Source organism: Micromonospora vinacea (assembly GCF_015751785.1).
Lineage (GTDB): Bacteria > Actinomycetota > Actinomycetes > Mycobacteriales > Micromonosporaceae > Micromonospora > Micromonospora vinacea.
This window is the reverse complement of record NZ_JADOTY010000001.1, coordinates 1-19,165: the sequence shown is the minus strand read 5'-3', so window position 1 is coordinate 19,165 and position 19,165 is coordinate 1. Positions and strand designations below refer to the sequence as shown.

At 73.0% G+C, this 19,165-nt stretch carries 25 protein-coding genes; 24 read left to right on the top strand and 1 reads right to left on the bottom strand.

Going from position 1 to position 19,165, the window contains the following annotated elements:
• Positions 1-7: 7 nt before the first annotated feature.
• From IW249_RS00125 to IW249_RS00065, 13 genes are all read left to right on the top strand, one after another.
• On the top strand, positions 8-751 hold the full coding sequence (locus IW249_RS00125; RefSeq protein ID WP_196918903.1) for a YggS family pyridoxal phosphate-dependent enzyme: 744 nt from the start codon (positions 8-10) through the stop codon (positions 749-751).
• Positions 752-942: 191 nt separating this feature from the next.
• Positions 943-1,635: a cell division protein SepF gene (locus IW249_RS00120; protein WP_196918902.1), complete on the top strand. Its 693-nt coding sequence runs from the start codon at positions 943-945 to the stop codon at positions 1,633-1,635.
• Between the two features lie 30 nt (positions 1,636-1,665).
• Entirely contained in the window at positions 1,666-1,971 is a 306-nt protein-coding gene (locus IW249_RS00115) for a YggT family protein (protein WP_030334503.1), read from the top strand.
• 44 nt (positions 1,972-2,015) lie between these two features.
• On the top strand, positions 2,016-2,825 hold the full coding sequence (locus tag IW249_RS00110; RefSeq protein WP_036411965.1) for a DivIVA domain-containing protein: 810 nt from the start codon (positions 2,016-2,018) through the stop codon (positions 2,823-2,825).
• Positions 2,826-2,905: 80 nt separating this feature from the next.
• On the top strand, positions 2,906-3,685 hold the full coding sequence (locus tag IW249_RS00105; RefSeq protein ID WP_196918901.1) for a hypothetical protein: 780 nt from the start codon (positions 2,906-2,908) through the stop codon (positions 3,683-3,685).
• A gap of 10 nt (positions 3,686-3,695) precedes the next feature.
• Positions 3,696-4,001, top strand: a complete 306-nt coding sequence (locus tag IW249_RS00100; protein ID WP_196918900.1) for a DUF167 domain-containing protein — start codon at positions 3,696-3,698, stop codon at positions 3,999-4,001.
• Positions 4,002-4,023: 22 nt separating this feature from the next.
• The gene (locus tag IW249_RS00095; RefSeq protein ID WP_196918899.1) at positions 4,024-5,523 is read left to right on the top strand and encodes a potassium/proton antiporter; all 1,500 of its coding nucleotides are present in this window, start codon (positions 4,024-4,026) and stop codon (positions 5,521-5,523) included.
• A gap of 225 nt (positions 5,524-5,748) precedes the next feature.
• Positions 5,749-6,168 carry a TraR/DksA family transcriptional regulator gene (locus IW249_RS00090; protein ID WP_091407724.1) on the top strand — a complete coding sequence of 140 codons (420 nt, stop codon included), beginning with the start codon at positions 5,749-5,751 and terminating at the stop codon, positions 6,166-6,168.
• 64 nt (positions 6,169-6,232) lie between these two features.
• Positions 6,233-6,847 (top strand): signal peptidase II, encoded by a 615-nt coding sequence (gene lspA, locus IW249_RS00085; RefSeq protein WP_196918898.1) that lies wholly within the window; start codon positions 6,233-6,235, stop codon positions 6,845-6,847.
• A complete protein-coding gene (locus IW249_RS00080) occupies positions 6,844-7,788 on the top strand; it encodes an RluA family pseudouridine synthase (protein ID WP_091407730.1) in 945 nt (314 codons plus the stop codon). The genes lspA and IW249_RS00080 overlap by 4 nt, the downstream gene beginning before the upstream one ends.
• Positions 7,789-7,830: 42 nt before the next feature.
• Complete coding sequence (locus IW249_RS00075) at positions 7,831-8,862, top strand: hypothetical protein (RefSeq protein ID WP_196918897.1); 1,032 nt, start codon at positions 7,831-7,833, stop codon at positions 8,860-8,862.
• A gap of 95 nt (positions 8,863-8,957) precedes the next feature.
• Positions 8,958-10,613: a MinD/ParA family ATP-binding protein gene (locus IW249_RS00070; protein ID WP_443673251.1), complete on the top strand. Its 1,656-nt coding sequence runs from the start codon at positions 8,958-8,960 to the stop codon at positions 10,611-10,613.
• Between the two features lie 56 nt (positions 10,614-10,669).
• Positions 10,670-11,500: a DUF2567 domain-containing protein gene (locus tag IW249_RS00065; protein ID WP_196918895.1), complete on the top strand. Its 831-nt coding sequence runs from the start codon at positions 10,670-10,672 to the stop codon at positions 11,498-11,500.
• Here IW249_RS00065 and IW249_RS00060 read toward each other — a convergent pair.
• Positions 11,415-12,119: an LON peptidase substrate-binding domain-containing protein gene (locus IW249_RS00060; RefSeq protein WP_196918894.1), complete on the bottom strand. Its 705-nt coding sequence runs from the start codon at positions 12,117-12,119 to the stop codon at positions 11,415-11,417. The two genes, IW249_RS00065 and IW249_RS00060, sit on opposite strands and share 86 nt — an antisense overlap.
• Before the next feature lie 106 nt (positions 12,120-12,225).
• Between IW249_RS00060 and hisD the strand changes: the two genes are divergently transcribed.
• The 11 genes from hisD to IW249_RS00005 form a co-directional block, all read left to right on the top strand.
• Positions 12,226-13,551 carry a histidinol dehydrogenase gene (gene hisD, locus IW249_RS00055; protein WP_196918893.1) on the top strand — a complete coding sequence of 442 codons (1,326 nt, stop codon included), beginning with the start codon at positions 12,226-12,228 and terminating at the stop codon, positions 13,549-13,551.
• Complete coding sequence (locus IW249_RS00050; protein WP_196918892.1) at positions 13,548-14,621, top strand: histidinol-phosphate transaminase; 1,074 nt, start codon at positions 13,548-13,550, stop codon at positions 14,619-14,621. Before hisD ends, IW249_RS00050 begins: the two co-directional genes overlap by 4 nt.
• Positions 14,618-15,229, top strand: coding sequence for an imidazoleglycerol-phosphate dehydratase HisB (gene hisB, locus IW249_RS00045; RefSeq protein ID WP_030334475.1), 612 nt, complete (start codon positions 14,618-14,620; stop codon positions 15,227-15,229). The genes IW249_RS00050 and hisB overlap by 4 nt, the downstream gene beginning before the upstream one ends.
• The gene (locus IW249_RS00040; protein WP_196918891.1) at positions 15,229-15,399 is read left to right on the top strand and encodes a CG2302 family histidine operon protein; all 171 of its coding nucleotides are present in this window, start codon (positions 15,229-15,231) and stop codon (positions 15,397-15,399) included. The genes hisB and IW249_RS00040 overlap by 1 nt, the downstream gene beginning before the upstream one ends.
• A gap of 13 nt (positions 15,400-15,412) precedes the next feature.
• Positions 15,413-16,045: an imidazole glycerol phosphate synthase subunit HisH gene (hisH, locus tag IW249_RS00035; protein ID WP_196918890.1), complete on the top strand. Its 633-nt coding sequence runs from the start codon at positions 15,413-15,415 to the stop codon at positions 16,043-16,045.
• A 36-nt stretch (positions 16,046-16,081) separates the two neighbouring features.
• Positions 16,082-16,405 (top strand): hypothetical protein, encoded by a 324-nt coding sequence (locus IW249_RS00030; RefSeq protein WP_196918889.1) that lies wholly within the window; start codon positions 16,082-16,084, stop codon positions 16,403-16,405.
• A 14-nt stretch (positions 16,406-16,419) separates the two neighbouring features.
• The gene (gene priA / locus IW249_RS00025; protein WP_091407754.1) at positions 16,420-17,145 is read left to right on the top strand and encodes a bifunctional 1-(5-phosphoribosyl)-5-((5-phosphoribosylamino)methylideneamino)imidazole-4-carboxamide isomerase/phosphoribosylanthranilate isomerase PriA; all 726 of its coding nucleotides are present in this window, start codon (positions 16,420-16,422) and stop codon (positions 17,143-17,145) included.
• Positions 17,142-17,531, top strand: coding sequence for a RidA family protein (locus IW249_RS00020; protein ID WP_112582733.1), 390 nt, complete (start codon positions 17,142-17,144; stop codon positions 17,529-17,531). The genes priA and IW249_RS00020 overlap by 4 nt, the downstream gene beginning before the upstream one ends.
• 80 nt (positions 17,532-17,611) lie before the next feature.
• Complete coding sequence (locus IW249_RS00015) at positions 17,612-18,058, top strand: MarR family winged helix-turn-helix transcriptional regulator (RefSeq protein ID WP_196918888.1); 447 nt, start codon at positions 17,612-17,614, stop codon at positions 18,056-18,058.
• A 5-nt stretch (positions 18,059-18,063) separates the two neighbouring features.
• The gene (locus IW249_RS00010) at positions 18,064-18,495 is read left to right on the top strand and encodes an organic hydroperoxide resistance protein (protein ID WP_231392361.1); all 432 of its coding nucleotides are present in this window, start codon (positions 18,064-18,066) and stop codon (positions 18,493-18,495) included.
• A gap of 40 nt (positions 18,496-18,535) precedes the next feature.
• Positions 18,536-19,165, top strand: a 630-nt coding sequence (locus IW249_RS00005; RefSeq protein WP_196918886.1) for an MDR family NADP-dependent oxidoreductase, incomplete at its 3' end; no start/stop codon positions are given.

Genomic DNA, 19,165 nt, shown 5'->3' with positions numbered 1-19,165 from the left:
ACCGCCGATGACCGACAGCTCAGCCACTGTGGGACCGGATCGGCAGGCCGAACTCGCGGCCGGTCTGGCACAGGTGCGGTCCCGGGTCGACGATGCCTGCGCGCAGGCCGGCCGGGACCGCGCCGAGGTCACGATGATCGCGGTGACGAAGACCTACCCCGCCAGCGACGTGTTGGCGCTGGCCGGGCTCGGGGTGACCGACGTGGGGGAGAACCGCGACCAGGAGGCAGCCGGCAAGGCCGCCGAGGTGGCTGCCGCAGGGGTGCGTCCCCGCTGGCACTTCATCGGGCAATTGCAGCGCAACAAGGCCCGCTCGGTGGTCCGCTACGCCGACGTGGTGCACTCCGTCGACAGTGTCCGGCTGGCCCGGGCGTTGGCCACCGCGACCGCCGACCGGCAGACGCCGCTCGACGCCCTGATCCAGGTGAGCATCGACGGCGACGCGGCCCGGGGCGGGGCCCTGCCCGACTCGGCGGATCCGGGCTCCGGATTGGAGCCGGTGGCCGAGGCGGTGGCCGACGCGCCGGGGCTGCGTCTGATCGGTCTCATGGCGGTCGCTCCGCTGGGGTGGGAGCCGGAGCGGGCGTTCGCCCGGCTCGCGGAGGTTGCCGACGCGTTTCGGGCTGTCCATCCGGGAGCCACCGCGCTGTCCGCCGGTATGAGTGGGGATTTCGAAATCGCGATCCGTTACGGCGCGACACATGTCCGCGTCGGTAGCGCGTTGCTCGGAATGCGTCCCACGCTGCGGTAGCCTGACCGCGAGACAAGCAAATTACATCAGTGTTGTTTCAGGGGCGGGCGTCTCCTAGTCGGGGGTCGTGGCGTGCGACGCGAATCGCGCGCCGGGGGATTGCCGTTCCGGTCCGATGGGCATGGTTGTCCACTCGCGACGGGCGACATGGCACGGGGGCGCGTGCCGCACGGCGGACGGAAGGGCGCGGGATGGGTGCACTGCGCAAGGCGGGGGTCTGGCTCGGTCTGGTCGAAGAAGACGACGAGCGGGCCTACGACGACGGTGGCTACGACAAGGGTGGCTACCGCGACTCGCGTTACCGGCAGAGCCGGTACGCCGAGGAGTTCACCGACGACGACGAGGACGACACCGAGGAGCCGCCGGCTCCCCGGCCGCGCGACACCGGGCGGGGTCGACTCTCCGAGCGGCCGAGCGGGCGGTTGAGCGAGTCCGAGCGCGGTGACGGTGAGCGGCCGGAGCGGATCGAGCGGTCCAGTGTCCGGTCGATCACCAGGTCGTCGGCGGGCGAGACGTCCGGCGCGCTGACCTACCACACTCGGGACAACCTGGCCCTCGCGCCGCAGGCCACGTCGCGCGAGCGCGCCCTGCCCGAGGAGGAGCAGCGCTACCAGATCACCACGCTGCACCCCACCACCTACCGCGAGGCGCGCACCATCGGGGAGCACTTCCGCGACGGTGTCCCGGTGATCATCAATCTCACCGAGATGGATGAGGCCGATGCCCGCCGTCTGGTGGACTTCGCCGCCGGGTTGGCGTTCGGCCTGCGCGGTACGATCGAGCGCGTGACCAATCGGGTGTTCCTGCTCTCACCGGCTAACGTCCAGGTCACCGCTGAGGACAAAGCCAAGATCGCTGAGGGCGGCTTTTTCAGTCTGAGTTGATCCCGCCCGACCCGAGGGACGTCGCTGACCGTGTTGTCGATCTTACTGCAAGTGCTGTACCTGATCCTTTATGTCTTCCTGCTCCTTCTTCTGTCCCGGTTCGTGTTGAGCGCCGTCCTGCAGTACGGCCGTCGCTGGCAACCGGGGCGTGGAGCATCGGCAGGATTGGAATCCGTGTGGAGCGTCACTGATCCCCCTCTCAACGCGTTGAGGCGTGTGATCCCTCCGCTGCGAATTGGTACCGTGAGCATCGACCTGGCCTCCCTTGTGCTCCTGGTTATCCTGTTCGTGCTGATGGAGTTCGTGTTAGGGCCGTCGATCAGGGCATCTGCCTGATGACCGACGCGCTTTCGCGGCCGCAACTGACCCGAGGAGTTTCGATGCCGCTGACCCCGGCCGACGTCCACAACGTCGCCTTCAAAAAGCCGCCGATCGGCAAGCGGGGGTATGACGAGGAGGAGGTCGACGCCTTCCTTGATGAGGTCGAGCGCGAGCTCGCCCGTCTCATCGAGGAGAACAACGAGCTGCGCGCCCAGGTGGAGCGCGGCGGCCGTGGCGGTGCCCCCGCCGGCCCCGGCGGCGACGCCCGACTGGCGGCGGAGCTCAACGATGTCAAGGCCCAACTGGACCGGGTGCAGCGCGACAAGTCGGCGGCCGAGCAGGCTGCCCGCGCGATGCAGGCCGAGCTGGAGCAGGTCCGCGCGACCGGCGGCCCGGCCGGCGGCGTCACCGGTGACGGTGAGCAGCAGGCCCTGCGCGTGCTGATGATGGCCCAGCGCACCGCCGACGACCACGTGTCCGACGCTCGCCGCGAGGCCGACCAGCTGCTCTCCGAGGCTCGCAGCAAGGCCGAGGAGGTGACCCGGGAGGCGCGCGCCAAGGCTGACGCCCTTGAGCGGGACGCCCGCCAGCGGCACCAGGAGGCCATGGGCGGCCTGGACGCCAAGCGCACGGCGTTGCAGAAGCACATCGAGGAGCTCAAGCAGTTCGAGCGCGAGTACCGCACCCGGCTCAAGGCGTACCTGGAGAGCCAGCTGCGTGACCTCGACGGTCGTGGCCAGGGCCTCGAGGCCGAGATGACCCGCTCCGAAGCCGGCCGGGTTGCTGGCGGCAACGGGCTGGCCGCAGCAGGTCTCGCTGGTTCGTACGGCGGCGGCGGGCGCTCCGGCGCCCTCGAAGCCGGACGCTGAGCACCGGCCGGCGATCGCTGTCCGCCAATGGTGACGGTCGCCGGCCCCGCCTGGACGGTTCGACGCGGCGGGGGTGAGCCGTGATAGTCGCAAGTCTTCTGCTCATCCTCGTCGCGGTGGTGCTACTGGTGCTCGGCCTGGCCGGTGGCTCCAGCTTCCTGTTGGTCATCTCCATCGCGGCCAGTCTGCTGGCCGCCGTGGCGTTGGTGGCGGGTGCCCGCCAGGCAGCCGCCAACCGCGCCATGGCGGATCCCGGCCGGACCGACCGACGGCCCCCCGACGCTCCCCGCACGGCCAGCCAGGCCACATCGGGTGTCGCGTACGGGCCGCCGCTGGTCGAGCCGGAGGTGCCGGTCCAGCACGTGCCCACGACGTTTGGTACCGGCGGCGCCGGGTGGCGGCAACCACCCGCGTCGCCGGTCGACCATGTGCCGCCGGTCGATGAGGCGTCGCCGCTCGACCCGCCACGCGTCGACGACGAGTCGCCGTTCGACTCGCGGGGCGACGACGAGTCGCCGTTCGTGGCCGCGACGGACGAGGGGCCCTCGCGTGCCCGGCCGGTCAGCCCGGCGTCGCCGGTCGCGGCGTCGACCGACGACGTGTTCGATCCCGCGGTCGCGGCGGTCGACGAGCCGGCCGCCCAGCAGATCACGGCCGCCGAGGCGGCCCGGGTGGCCCGACTGCTCGACGACGTCGAGGTTGTCGACGGCCGACCTCGTTACCACCTCGACGGCTGCCCCCACCTGATCGGCTGGCAGCCCGAGACGTTGCCGGTCGCCGAGGCCGTGGAACTCGGCTTCACTCCGTGCGCGCACTGCGCGCCGGCGACCGCTCTCCTCGCCGACGCCCGGCCGATCTGAAGCGGCGCCGGTGCCCGCGCAGGACACGCTCACCGTTGCGGTACGGGTGAAGCCCGGCGCCTCCCGGGACCGGGTGGGTGGCCGCTTCGACGGCCCGCACGGGCCCGCTCTCGTGATCGCGGTCCACGACCCGGCCGTCGACGGTCGGGCCACCGAGGCGGCCCGCCGGGCGTTGGCCGGCGCGTTGGGCGTCCGGCCGGCCGCCGTGTCGCTGCGTACCGGCGCGGCCAGCCGGGACAAGCTCTTCCTCGTCGATCGGCCCGGCCCGGAGTTGCCCGAGGTGCTGCGCCGCCTGCGCGACGGATCCGCCGAGTGAGGACAGCCCAGGCAAGGCAGCCGTGACGCCCGGCTTGGACATCGCGCTGCTGCTCGGTGCGGCGGTGCTGCTGGTCGCTGTCGGCGCGGTGCGACTGTCCACCCGGCTCGGCGTGCCCAGCCTCCTGGTCTACCTGGCGTTGGGTGTGGCGATCGGCGAGAGCGGGCTGGGCATCCAGTTCGACGACGTCGAGCTGACCCGGACCCTCGGCTTCTGCGCGCTGATCGTGATCATCGCCGAGGGCGGTCTCACCGCCCGGTGGACCACGCTGCGCCCGGTGCTCGGGCTGGCCTCCGCGCTCTCCACTGTCGGCGTGATCGTCAGCATCGTGGTGGTCGGCGTGGCCGTGCACCTGCTGCTGGGGCTGGACTGGCGGTTGGCGCTGCTCTACGGCGCGGTGCTCTCGTCCACCGACGCGGCGGCCGTCTTCGCCACCCTGCGCCGGCTGCGGTTGCCGCCCCGGCTGGTGGCGACCCTGGAGGCCGAGTCGGGGATGAACGACGCCCCGGTGGTGCTGCTGGTGGTGCTGCTCTCCCACCAGGGCTGGGCGCACCCGTGGTGGTACGAGACCGCGCTCGTCTTCTACGAGCTGGGCGTCGGCGCGGCGGTGGGTGTGGCCGCGGGCGTCGCCGGCACCTGGGCGCTGCGCCGGGCGGCGCTGCCCTCGGCCGGGCTCTACCCGATCGCCGCGGTGGGCATCACAGTGCTGGCGTACGCCGCGGGGGCGGTTCTGCACGCCTCGGGCTTCCTCGCCGTCTACGTGGCCGGGGTGTTGCTGGGCAATGCCCGCCTGTCGCACCGGCAGGCGATTCTCGGTTTCGCGGACGGGCTGGCCTGGCTCGCCCAGATCGGGTTGTTCGTGCTGCTCGGGTTGCTGGCCTCGCCGGGCCGGCTGGACGCGGCGGTGCTGCCGGCTGTGGTCGCCGGGCTGGCGTTGGTGCTGCTGGCCCGGCCTCTCTCGGTGGCCGTCTCGGCGGTGCCGTTCCGGGTCGGCCTTCGAGAACAGGCGTTCCTGTCCTGGGCCGGGCTGCGCGGGGCGGTGCCGATCGTGTTGGCCACCATTCCGCTCTCCGAGCGGGTGCCCGGCGCGGAGCGGCTCTTCGACGTGGTCTTCGTGCTGGTGGTGATCTTCACGCTGGTGCAGACCGGGACGCTGGGGCCGTTCGCCCGCCGGTTGGGGGTGACAGCGCCGGCCGAGGCCGCCGAGATCCATGTGGAGACCGCGCCGCTGGAGCGGATGCGGGCGGACCTGCTCCAGGTGGAGGTGCCGCCCGGCTCGCGACTGGCCGGCGTGCACGTCGACGAGCTGCGGCTTCCACTGGGCGCGTCGGTGACCCTGGTGCTACGCGACGGCGTGGGATTCGTGCCCGCACCGGACACCCGGTTCAAGACCGGCGACAGTTTGCTGATCGTGGCGACCGCCGGGGTGCGGGACGCGGCGGAACGGCGGTTGCGGGCGGTCAGTCGGCGGGGTCGCCTGGCCCGATGGTTTGGTGAGTACGGGGATGAGGCGGTCGAATGATCTGCTAGCGTTCCCTTTGCCCCAGTTAGGCAGGGCTAGGGGCTGTTAGACGGCGCGACGGTGCGGCACGTTGTCGGACGCCTGTACGTTCCGTATTCTTGCCAACCTCCGGAGTGCGCGGCCATCGTCGCCGCGCGCCCCTTTTCGTACATAGGGGACGCCGTGGTTGGCGCCCCCTGTCCAGGCGCCGCGGACCGCGCGGTTCCCCGGCCGAGGGAGCGACCCATGGCGAAGCCATCCGACACCAGGACCGCCGGGCGCAAGCCGGTGGCCAAGGCCACCCGCAGCACCGCGGAGACCGAGAAGATCCGGGCGGCGCTGGCGGCGCGGCGGGACGAGCTTCGTGCCGAGTACGATCAGACGCTGAGTGAGATCACCGAGCTGCAGCGCGATCGGCTGACCGACTCGGCCGGGGACGACCAGGCCGACACGGGCACCAAGACGCTCGAGCGGGAGCAGGAGATCTCTCTCGCCAACAGCATTCTGGAACGGATCACGCAGGTGGAGCGCGCTCTGGAGCGCCTCGACGAGGGTGGTTACGGCTGGTGCGAGCGGTGCGGCAACCCGATCCCGGTCGAGCGCCTCGCCGCCTTCCCGTCAGCCACCCTGTGTGTGACGTGCAAGCAGCTGGAGGAGCGGCGCTGAGGTCCGTTCCCCGGCGGCGATGAGACGGTGAGCGATCACCGCCAAGACTGTCGATGGGGAGCGCATGACCGCAGTACCGTCCGCCGAACCCGGCCGCACCGACCCGGGCGGCGGCACCCGCCGGCCCCGGGCCGTCGCGATTCTCGCCGGAGTCGCCCTGGTGGCCCTGCTGGCCGACCTGGTCACCAAGCACCTGGCGCTGGCCGCGCTGACCGACCGCGAGCCGGTCCGGCTGCTCGGCGGGTTCGTCTACCTGAGCCTGACCCGCAACAGCGGCGCGGCCTGGAGCATCGGCGCGGACCACACCTGGGTCTTCCCGCTGATCACCATCGGGGTGGTCGGCTGGATCGTCTGGATGGCACTGCGGCTGCGCTCGCTGCCCTGGGCGGTCTCCCTCGGCCTGGTGCTCGGCGGCGCGTTGGGCAACCTCGTCGACCGGATCTTCCGGGCGCCGTCCCCCTTCCACGGGCACGTGGTCGACATGATCAGCCTCTTCGACCCGTACGGTCAGGTCTGGCCGGTGTTCAACCTGGCCGACAGTTCGCTGGTCTGCGGTGTGTTGCTGGCCGTCCTGTTGGAGCTGACCGGCCGCCAGCGTGACGGCCGGCGGGCGGGCCGCGACAGCGACCCGGCCACCACTGACGCCACCTCGGGCGCCGAGCAGAGGGAGCGGGCATGACCTCCGCGTTCGCCGCTGGCGGCGACCACCGTTCCCTTCCCGTTCCGGACGGCCTCGACGGCATGCGCCTGGACCAGGCCGTGTCCCGCCTGTTCGGGCTCTCCCGCACCGCCGCCGCGGCCCTGGTCGACGCCGGCGACGCACTGGTGGACGGCTCCGCCCGACCCAACTCGCACAAGGTCAAGGCCGGCTCCTGGCTGGACGTCACGCTGCCCGCCCCGGTCGCACCGCCGACAGTGGTGCCGCAGGCGGTGCCCGGCCTGCGGGTGGTCTACGCCGACGACGACATCGTCGTGGTCGACAAGCCGGTCGGGGTGGCCGCGCACCCGAGCCCCGGGTGGACCGGGCCGACGGTGATCGGCGCGCTCGCCGCGATCGGGCACCGCATCTCCACCAGCGGCGCCGCCGAGCGCCAGGGTGTGGTGCACCGGCTCGACGTGGGCACCACCGGGATCATGGTGGTGGCCAAGAGCGAGCAGGCGTACACGGCGTTGAAGCGGGCCTTCAAGTACCGCGAGGTCGACAAGGGCTACCACGCGGTGGTGCAGGGGCACCTGGACCCGCTGCGGGGCACCGTCGACGCTCCGATCGACAGGCATCCCACCCACGACTACCGGTGGGCGGTGGTCTCCGGCGGCAAGCCGAGCATCACCCACTACGACACCCTGGAGGCGTTCCCGGCGGCGAGCCTGGTCGACGTCCGGCTGGAGACCGGCCGGACCCACCAGATCCGGGTCCACTTCTCCACCCTGCGGCACCCCTGCGTGGGTGACCTCACCTACGGCGCCGATCCCACCCTCTCGGCCCGTCTCGGCCTGGCCCGACAGTGGCTGCACGCCCGCGAACTGAGCTTTTTGCACCCCCGAACGGGGGACGAGGTCCGGTTCGTCAGCGACTACCCTGACGACCTGGACCGTGCGCTCCAGATCCTGCGTGACTGAGCGGCGACCGCCCGACACCGTTCCACAGAGGGGATCTCGCCCGTGCGCGCCGGCAACCTGCTGCGGCAGCTGGACCAGCGGCTGCTGCCGCCGCTGACCCGGGCCGTGGCCCGGCTGGGCGACCGGTCGGCGCGATCCGGTGTGCTCAGCTGGGCCGCCGTGCTCTCGGCGGCGGCGGTGCTGGGCACCGCGGTCTGGGCCGTCGACGACACTCCGGTCGGCGACCGGACGGTCGGCGAGGTGACCCGGGTCGGCGTCGCCGACGGCGACTCCGTCCCCGGCTACCTGCGGTCCGCCGCGGCCGACCTGGCCGCGCTGCCCGGGTCCGCTCCGGCCGCCGAGGGCGGGACGTACGCGCTGGTCACGCTCGATGCGTACCTGCCACCGCAGCGGCTGGCGACGGTGCTCGGCGACGTCGGGGTCTCGACCGTCTTCGGGCGGGTTCCGCTGCCCGGCAGGCAGACCGAGATCGTCAAGATCCCCGCGCTGCGGGTGCCCGACGACGTGGTCGCCGGTATGCGGCAGGTGGCGGCCCGCAAGGAGACCGAGGCCGCCGACTACCGGGCCAGGGCCGCCGCGGTCGACGGCGACGGGGTGGGCGAGCGGGAGTTGCGGGAGCAGTACGCCAGCGGCGCCGAGGTGGCCGCCGCCGAGGCGGCCGCGTACCGCACCGGCTGCGCCTGCGTCTACGCGGCGGTGGTTCGCGCGACGCCGGTGGCGCTGCGCGGCGTCGCCGCCCGGCCGGACGTGCGGGCGGTCGACCCCGCCCCCGAGGTGTACCGGTTGGACCGCACGGTCTTCACGCCACCCCTGCCCGAGCAGTTCGACGTGGTGCGCCCGCCGGCCGACACCGGGTCGAGCCCCGCACCGACCCAGACCGAGCGGCCGGCGCCGGCGATCAGCGCACCGGCGCCCTCGGCCCCCGTGGGCGAATCGTCGGAACCCGCACCGGTCGTGACGACCCCGTCACCCGAACCGTCGAAGCCGGAGCCCACCGAGTCGGCGCCGCCGAGCGCCACCACCTCGCCGGACACCACCGTCGCCGAGCAGTCGTCGTCGCCACCGTCGTCGTGATCTGCGTCGGCTGGTGTGCGCTCTGAGGTGTGGTCCGAATAGGGTTGGGTTCGTAGCCTGTCAGACAGAGATCGATGGCGCTGGGAGGGCGGGCCGTGGAGGGCAGTGAGACCGGCTGGGGCCGGCCGGCCGAACCAGCGCCGCGGTGGCGCGCGTTGTTGGACCGTGCCCGGCTGGGCGGTCGCGGCACGGAGCAGACCGAGCCGGAGCGGCACGGTGAGGAGCCGCCACCGGATCCGCTGCCACGGCGTGCGGCCCCCAACGGCTACGCCGGGCGGGCACCCGCCATCGGGCATCCGGCCGACCTGTCGTACGGCGCGGAGCCTGGTTACCGGGCCGAGGCGACCTACCGGGTCGACAGTGCCTACCGGGCCGAGCCCGCCTACCGGGCGGAGCCGGATTACCGCGCGGAGCCGGCGTACCGGACCGAGCCGGGTTATCAGGCCGAGCCGGACTATCGAGCGGAGCCGGCGTACCGGACCGAGCAGCCGGACTACCGCGCTGAGCCCGGCTACCGGGCTGAGCCGGGCTACCGGGCCGAGCCGGGCTACCGGGCCGAGCCGGGCTACCGCGCCGAGCCGGACTATCGCGCCGAGCCGGGCTACCGGGCCGAGCCGGACTACCGGGCCGAGCCGACGTACCGGCCCGAACCCGAGCCGCCGGCGCGCGGCCCCGACCCGGTTCCGTCGCGCTACGCCCTGCTCGACAACGGCTACCGGCCGGGCGACCCGCCGATCGAGTCGCGGTACGCGCTGCTGGAGACCGGCTACCAGCCGGAGACCGGCTACCCGGCCGCCGCGCCGCCACCCCCGCCGATCGCCCCACCGCCCGCGCCGCCGGTCGTCCTACCCGTTCCGCCGGCACCCGCCCCAGCGGTCGGCTCGGCGGTCGCCGAGCGTGCCTACCCGGCGCGGATCGAGTGGCGGCCACCGGCCGTGGACCCGGAGCAGGAACGCGCCAACGGGGTGCTCCAGCGGGACCTGGGCACGCCCCGGGTGTTCGCCTTCGCCAACCCCAAGGGCGGGGTGCACAAGACCACCGCCACAGTGCTCGCCGCAGCGACCGTCGGCAGCGTCCGCGGCAAGGGCGTGCTGGCCTGGGACGACAACGAGCTGCGCGGCACCCTCGGCCTGCGCGCCGGCAGCGCCCGGCACGCCCGGACGATCCGGCACCTGATCAGCGACCTGGCCCAGATCGAGATCCTGGAGGGCGCGACCCTGCTGGACCGGCTGGACGACTACCTGCGGCACGCCTCCGACGGCTCGTACGACGTGCTGGCCGGGGAGGAGAGCCCGCGCTTCGCCCAGCGACTGGACCAGTTCACCGTCCGGCGGGTGCTGGAGCTGCTGCGGCGCACCCACGACGTGGTCTGCGTGGACACCGGCAACAACGTGGAGAGCCCCAACTGGCGCACGGTGATGCAGGCCGCCGACCAGCTGGTGGTGACCACAGTGCCCAGGGAGGACGCGGCGTTCAGCGCGGACTGGATGCTCGACCTGCTGCATGAGGAGGGCATGGGCGAGTTGGCGGACAACGCGATCACCCTCATCTCCTGCCCGACCCCGGGTCGCTCGACCCTCCAGGACGACCTGGAGCGGCACTTCGCCACCCGTACCCGGGGCGTGGCCGTCGTGCCGTACGACCCGGCTCTGGAGACCGGGTCGTCGATCGAGTACCACCAGCTCCAGCCGGAGACCCGGCAGGCGTGGCTGCGGGCCGCGGCGATGATGGTCGAGCCGTTCGCCCGGTGAGCTGGTCTGCCGCCACCGGAGCCCCGGCCCCGCACCGGGCCTGAGAGGATCATCGGGTGAGCCCGGACAACCCCGACCCTGAGCGGCCCGTCGACGAGCCCGACCAACCCGCGCCACCCCGTACGCCGGACGAGAAACCGTCGCAGGTCGACCCGTCGGCGGAGACGGCGCCGAGCGGGTCCGACCCTGGCCAGGTGCCGGCCTCGGCGGCGTACCAGAGCTCGCTGGAGCTTCGGTTCGACGAGCCGCGTCGACCGCTGCGTGCCGTGGCGACCGTGCTGGGGGCCGTGCTCGCGCTGGCCGCGCTGGGTGTCCCGCTCGGGTTGCTCTGGGCCGCGCTCGCGCCGGACACTCCGGTGCTCAAGACCGCCGAGGGGGCGATCTACGCCGAGCCGCAACCGGAACAGCCGATCGCCGCCGACGGCTGGTTCAGCCTGCTCGGGCTGGCCTTCGGGCTGATCGTGGCGCTCGCCCTGTGGTTCGTGCTGCGTCGGCGGCGCGGCCCGGTCGGGCTGCTCGCCGCGGTGCTCGGCGCGCTTGTCGCCGCACCGGTGGCCTGGCAGGTGGGGCGACGGATCGGCCTGGCGACCTTCGACCGGTTGCTGGCCACCGCCCCGGCCGGGCAGGCGTTCAGCAAACCCGCCGACCTGCGCGCCGGTGGGGTGGACTGGCTGCTCGGCGTGCTGCCGGTGCCGCACGGCAACCTGCTGCTGCCGGCGTTCGGGGCCGCTGTCATGTACACCCTGCTGGCCGGCTGGTCGCGGTGGCCGGGGCTACGCCCGGAGCCCGAGCCGGGGGAGTTCAGTTGGGTGTCGGCGGGGACGCCAGCTCCGACAGCGGCACCGGAACCGCCCGCACCTGACGCAGCAGAGCCGCCTCGCGGTTGAGCAGCCGCAGCTCGGCGCGGAGCCGGGAGGCGGTGTCGTCGATGGCCAGCAGCCGCTGCCGGTCGTCGACGGTGAGCGCCGCGGTCGCCGCCACCAGGTGCGAGAGCACGGTCGGGTCCTCCGGCAGTTGCTCGGAGATCTCCTCCGGGTCGGAGCGGATCAGGCCGAGGTACTGCCGGAACACAGCGATCACCCGGGCGGCCAGCAGATCGGCCACCTCGTCCGGGCCGCCCGGGTCGGGCAGCCACTCGACGTCGGCGGTCAGGTAGGGCTCGGCGCTGTCGTCGACCTCGGCGATCCGGAACCGACGGCGACCGACGGTGACGATGTCGAAACCACCATCGGCCAGCTCGGTCACCTGGCGCAGCTCGGCGGTGCAGCCCACCTCGTGCAGAGTCACCTCGCCGACGCCCGGCGTCGCCCGGGCGCCGGGACCGGCGGGCGCGACCTCCCAGCCGGCCTGGATGGCCACCACGCCGAACTCACGCGGGGCGCCCTCGGGCAGGTCGACCAGGTGTCGGACCAGCGCCCGGTAACGCTCCTCGAAGATGTGCAGCGGCAGCACCAACCCGGGAAAGAGCACCGTTGCGAGCGGGAACACCGGCAGCCGTGCGGTCACATGGTCGAGCCTAACCAATCTCGACCCCGGGGGCGTGGCCCGGCTCACCGTCCCGGCGGACGGGCGGCCCGGGTGGACGTCGGGCCGGCCGCCTAGACTCGCAAGGGTGCTGAATCGGATCGACCTGCGCGACGGTCTCGGTGACCCGCGCCGCCTGCTGCCCCGTGCCCAGCTCGACGTGTCCGTCGCCGTCGAGCGCATCCGGCCCCTGGTGGAGGCGGTCCGTGAGCATGGGTACCCAGCGATCCGGGAGGCGAGCGAACGGTTCGACGGCATCTCCCCGGAGGTGCTGCGGGTGCCGGTCGAGGCGATCACCGAGGCGGAGGGCGTGCTCGACCCGGCGGTGCGTGCCGCGCTGCTGGAGTCCATCGCCCGGGCCCGTCGGGTGCACGCCGACCAGCGGCGCACCGACCACACCACCCAGGTGGTGCCCGGCGGCACTGTCACCGAGCGGTGGCTGCCGGTCGACCGGGTCGGTCTCTACGTGCCCGGTGGCCTGGCGATGTACCCGTCGACGGTGGTGATGAACGTGGTGCCGGCCCAGGCGGCCGGGGTGCGCTCACTGGTGGTGGTCAGCCCGCCGCAGAAGGACAACGGCGGCCTGCCCGACCCCCGGGTGCTCGCCGCGTGCGCGCTGCTCGGCGTCGACGAGGTGTACGCGGTGGGCGGGGCCCAGGCGGTGGCGATGCTGGCGTACGGCGCTGCGGTGGACCCGGCGGGTGAGCTGCGGTGCGACCCGGTCGACCTGATCACCGGCCCCGGCAACATCTGGGTGACCGCCGCGAAGCGGCTGCTGCGCGGCGTGGTCGGCATCGACGCCGAGGCCGGGCCGACCGAGATCGCCATCCTGGCCGACGACACGGCCGACCCGGCGCACGTGGCCGCCGACCTGATCAGTCAGGCCGAGCACGACCCGCTCGCCGCGAGCGTGCTGGTCACCCCGTCGGTGGCCTTGGTCGAGGCGGTCGAGGCGGAGTTGGCCCGGCAGGTGCCGGCGACCAAGCACACCGAGCGGGTCACCACGGCGCTGACCGGTGAGCAGAGCGGCGTGGTCCTGGTCGACGACCTCGAGGCGGGGCTGCGGGTGGTCGACGCGTACGCAGCCGAGCACCTGGAGATCCAGACGGTCGACGCCCGGGAGTGGGCGCTGCGCGTCCGCAACGCCGGGGCGATCTTCGTGGGCGCCTGGTCGCCGGTGTCGCTCGGCGACTACTGCGCCGGGTCCAACCACGTGCTGCCCACCGGCGGCTGTTCCCGGCACTCCTCCGGCCTGTCGGTGCAGTCCTTCCTGCGCGGCGTGCACCTGATCGAATACACCGAGGCCGCGCTGCGCGACGTGGCCCCGCACGTGGTCACCCTTGCCAACGTGGAGGACCTGCCCGCGCACGGCCAGGCGGTCCAGGCCCGCTTCCCGGGAGGAGGACCGGCGTGACCAGCCTGGACGATCTGCCGATCCGCGCCGACCTGCGCGGGCTGTCGCCGTACGGGGCGCCGCAACTGGACGTGCCGGTGCGGCTCAACACCAACGAGAACTCGCACCCGGTGCCGGAGCCGGTGGTCGAGGCGATCGGCAAGGCGCTCGCGGCCGAGCTGCGCGAGCTGAACCGCTACCCGGACCGGGACGCGGTGGCGCTCCGCGCCGACCTGGCCGAATATCTCGGGCACGGGCTCACCGTCGACCAGGTGTGGGCGGCCAACGGTTCCAACGAGATCCAGCAGCAACTGCTCCAGGCGTTCGGCGGGCCGGGGCGCACCGCGCTCGGTTTCGTTCCGGCGTACTCGATGCACCCGCTGCTGGCCCTCGGCACCAGCACCCGGTGGGTGCCCGCGGCGCGCGGCGTCGACTTCGGGCTGACCGCCGAGGAGGCGGTCGACCAGGTCCGCGAGCACCGGCCGGACGTGGTCTTCCTCTGCTCGCCGAACAACCCCACCGGCACGGCACTGGACCCGGCGGTGATCGCCGCGGTGCTCGACGTCGCGCCCGGCATGGTGGTCGTCGACGAGGCGTACGCCGAGTTCGCCCGGCCCGGGACGGTCAGCGCCCTCGCGGTGCTGCCCGGCCACCCGCGGTTGGTGGTCACCCGGACGATGAGCAAGGCTTTCGGCTTCGCCGGCGGCCGGCTGGGTTACCTGGCCGCCGACCCGGCGGTGGTGCGGGCGGTGCAGCTCGTCCGTTTGCCGTACCATCTCTCCGCGCTCACCCAGGCCGCCGCACGCGCGGCGGTGGCCCACCGTGATGCCCTTCTCGGTACGGTGAGCGCGATCATGGCGCAGCGGGACCGGATCGTGGCGACGCTGCGCGAGCGGGGGTTGCGGGTCGCCGACAGCGACGCCAACTTCGTGCTCTTCGAGGTGGGCGGCGACCAGACCGTCGTCTGGAACGCCCTGCTGGCGCAGGGGGTGCTGGTCCGTGACGTCGGCCTGCCCGGCTGGCTGCGGGTGACCGCCGGCACCGCCGCCGAGACCGACGCCTTCCTTTCTGCAATGGAGACTTCGCAATGAGTCGGACCGCCCGGGTGGAACGGATCACCAAGGAGACCAAGGTCCTCGTCGAGATCGATCTCGACGGCACCGGTGCCGCCGAGATCAGCACCGGCGTCGGTTTCTACGACCACATGCTGCACCAGATCGCCCGGCACGGCGGCTTCGACCTGACCGTGCGCACCGTGGGTGACCTGGAGATCGACGCGCACCACACGATCGAGGACACCGCACTCGCCCTGGGCGCGGCGTTCGACCAGGCGCTGGGCGACAAGGCCGGCATCCGGCGGTACGGTTCGGCGACGGTGCCGATGGACGAGGTGCTGGTCCGGGCCGCCGTGGACCTCTCCGGTCGGCCCTACGTGGTGCACGACGAGCCGGTGCTCGCCCCCTACATCGGGCCGGTGTACGCGACAAGCATGACCCGGCACATCTGGGAGTCCTTCGGCCAGGCGGCCCGGGTCACGCTGCACGTCGACGTGCTGCGGGCGGCCCGGCCGGGTGGTCACCCGGACGCGCACCACGTGGTGGAGGCGCAGTTCAAGGCGGTCTCCCGTGCGTTGCGCGAGGCCACCTCGATCGACCCGCGTTCGGCCGGGGCGATCCCGAGCACGAAGGGCGCGCTCTGATGGGCGGCGCGTTGCCGACGTTGCTGCTGATCCTGGCCGGGGTGCTGGTCGGTGGCACCTGGTCGCTCTACCGGCAGGGCGCGCCGAAGGCCGCCGTGTTGATCACCGCGGCGCTCGCGGTGCTCGCCACTGTCGCCGGGGTGCTGCGGCTGCTGCCGGAGAACGGGTGATCGGGGTGACGACATGAGTGACGTGGTGGTGCTCGACTACGGTTCGGGCAACCTGCGATCGGCGGAGCGGGCGCTGGCCGCCGCCGGAGCGGACGTCCGGGTGACCGACGACCTGGCCGCGGCGGCTGCCGCCGACGGTCTGGTGGTGCCGGGTGTGGGCGCGTACGCGGCGTGCATGGCCGGGATCGAGGCGCTGGGCGCCGGCCCGGTGATCGCCGAGCGGGTGGCCGCTGGCCGGCCGGTGCTCGGCATCTGCGTGGGCATGCAGGTGCTCTTCGAGCACGGCGACGAGCACGGCGTGGTGACGAAGGGGCTGGGGTTGCTGCCCGGCGGGGTGACCCGGCTGGCCGCCACCCGGTTGCCGCACATGGGCTGGAACACGGTCCGGGCTCCCCGGGAGTCGGTGCTGTTCGCCGGGCTGACCGAGCAGAGCCGGTTCTACTTCGTCCACTCGTACGCGATGAGCGACCCGGCGGCGCTGGCCGCTGCCGGTGCCACTGTGACCACCGCCCACCACGACACGGATTTCGTCGCGGCGGTGGAGCGCGGCTCGTTGTCGGCGGCCCAGTTCCACCCGGAGAAGTCCGCCGACACCGGTGCCGCGCTGCTGCGCAACTGGCTCGCCACGTTGCCCAGCGGTGACTGAGCGTCGTCGCGCGGTGCCCGACCGCCGGGTGTCGCGGTGAGCCGGGAGCGCGCCCGCCGGCGGGCGGAGCGGGAGGCGCAGCAGGCCCGGGAGCGGGCGGTCCGGCAGCGCCAGGTCGCTCGCCGACAGCGCCGTCGCGCTGTGGTCCGCGGGTTGACGCCGCGGCTGCGGCGGGGTCGCTCTGGGCGGCTGGCCCGGCACACTCGGGGTGAGCGGGCCGCGATCGTGCTGCTCACCGGCGCGGCGTTGATCCTGATCTGGACGTTCGTCGACAACATGGCGTTGCGTATCGCGCTGATCGTGCTCTTGCTGCTCGTACTGCCGGCGATCGTCGTGATCGCCCTGGACCGTCGTACCTGATCGAGGAGAAGACCTTGAGCCTCACCCTGTTACCCGCCGTGGATGTCGCTGACGGCCGGGCTGTCCGGCTCGTGCAGGGCGCCGTCGGAAGCGAGAGCATCTACGGCGACCCGTTGGACGCGGCGCTGGCCTGGCAGCAGGACGGCGCGGAGTGGATCCACCTGGTCGACCTGGACGCGGCGTTCGGTCGGGGCACCAACGCGCACCTGCTGGCGGAGGTGGTGCGGCAGTTGGACGTGAAGGTGGAGCTCTCCGGCGGTATCCGTGATGACGAGTCGCTGCGCGCGGCGTTGGGCACCGGGGCGGCCAGGGTGAACATCGGGACCGCCGCCCTGGAGGACCCGGTCTGGTGTGACCGGGTGGTCGCGGAGTACGGCGACCGGGTGGCCATCGGGCTGGACGTGCGGGGTCACACCCTGTCGGCGCGGGGTTGGACCCGCGACGGCGGTGACCTGTACGAGGTGCTGGAGCGGCTGGACAAGGCGGGCGCGAGCCGGTACGTGGTCACCGACATCACCAAGGACGGCACGATGCGCGGGCCGAACCTGGATCTGCTGCGCGAGGTGTGTGCCCGTACCGACCGGCCGGTGATCGCCTCGGGTGGCGTGTCCACACTCGATGACCTGCGGGCGTTGGCGACCCTGGAGTCGGCCGGGGTGGAGGGCGTGATCGCCGGCAAGGCGCTCTACGCGGGTGCCTTCACTGTGGCCGAGGCGCTGCGGACGCTGGCCGAGGCGTGACGACGACCCGGCTGGGGTCGGGTGGCCCGTGGGAGCAGCGCTACGGCTACTCCCGGGTGGTCCGGGCCGGTGAGCGGGCCTGGACGGCCGGGTGCACGGCGACTGTGGACGGGCGGGTGGTGCACGTCGGTGACGCGGCCGCGCAGACCGCGCAGGCGCTGCGGATCGGGTTGGCCGCGCTCGCCGAGGTGGGTGCGGAGCCGGGCGACGTGGTTCGGACCAGGATGTACGTGACGGACCGGTTGCACGCCGACGAGGTGGGCCGGGCGCACAACGCGGTGTTCGGCGCGGTCCGGCCGGCGGCGACTCTGGTGGTGGTGGCCGGTCTGCTGGACCCGGAGCACCTGGTGGAGGTGGAGTTGGAGGCGTACCTCGGCGATCGCTGAGGTACGCCGCCCTGCGGCCCTGGCGGTCACCCGCGCCCCGATAAGTTGTGCACAATCTAATTGTGGGCTACGGTTCAGCGGTGACCGATGACCTGCTGTTGCGCCGACAGGTGTGCTTCGCGCTCTACGCCGCGTCGCGCGCCCTGACCGACGTCTACCGGCCGATCCTCGACGAGTTCGGGCTGACCTACCCGCAGTACCTGGTGCTGCTGGTGCTCTGGGAGCGCCCCGACGACGCCCCCACGGTGTCCGAGCTGGGCACCGAGCTGCGACTGGACTCCGGCACGCTCTCCCCGCTGCTCAAGCGGCTGGAAGGAGCGGGCCTGGTGCTTCGGCGGCGGTCGGCGCGGGACGAACGGCGGGTCGAGGTGGGCCTCACCGAGCAAGGGCTGGCGCTGCGGGAGCAGCTCTGCGACGTCCCGCTGCGGATCGCCCTGGCCACCGGGCTGGGCATCGATGAGCTCGTCGCGTTGCGCGACACGCTCACCCGGGTCACCGACACCATCCACCGACAGAAGGAGCAGTGACTCTCATGCAGGCTGTCTACACCGCGTCCGCGACCGCCACCGGCGACGGCCGCGACGGTCACGTCGAGACCTCCGACGGCACCCTCGTGCTCGACCTTGCCGTGCCGAAGGAGATGGGTGGCGCCGGCGGTGCCGCCAACCCCGAGCAGCTCTTCGCCGCCGGCTACGCGGCCTGCTTCCACAGCGCGCTGCGGCTGGTGGGTCGCCGGGCCAAGGCCGACGTGAGCGGCTCCGTCGTCGCGGCCGAGGTGGGCATCGGCCCGAACGGCAGCGGCGGTTTCGGGCTCACCGTGCAGCTCGTCGTCGACCTCCCCGCCGTGTCCCGCGAGACCGCCGAGCAGATCGTCGAGCAGGCCCACCAGGTCTGCCCGTACTCGAACGCGACCCGCGGCAACGTCGACGTCACGCTGACCGTCCGCGAGACCCTGGCCGCGTGACCTCACGGCCCCCATCCGCGGACGAGAGGACGACCACCCCGTGACCAGCAACCGCGAGATCCACCTGGCCAGCCGCCCCCAGGGCTGGCCCACCGAGGACACCTTCCGGCTCGTCGAGACCGAGGTTCCGACGCCCGGACCGGGCCAGATCGTGGTCCGCAACCAGTACATGTCCGTCGACCCGTACATGCGGGGACGGATGAACGACGTCAAGTCGTACGTCGCGCCGTTCGCCCTCGACGCGCCGCTCGACGGTGCCGCGATCGGCGAGGTGGTGGCCAGCGAGGCGGCGGACATCGCCGTCGGGACCACAGTCCTGCACGGGCTGGGCTGGCGGGAGTACGCGCTGCTCGACGCCACCGCCGCCCGGCCGGTCGACCCGAGCGTCGCCCCGGTCAGCGCGTACCTCAGCGTGCTGGGCATGACCGGGCTGACCGCGTACGCCGGGCTGCTGGAGGTCGCCGCGATGAAGCCCGGCGAGACGGTGTTCGTCTCCGCCGCGGCGGGCGCGGTCGGCAGCCTGGTCGGCCAGATCGCCAAGCTCAAGGGCGCTGGCCGGGTGGTCGGCAGCGCTGGCTCCCCGGCCAAGGTCGAGCGGCTGCGGGCCCTGGGCTTCGACGCCGCCTTCGACTACCACGACGGGCCGGTCCGTGAGTCGTTGCGGGCGGCC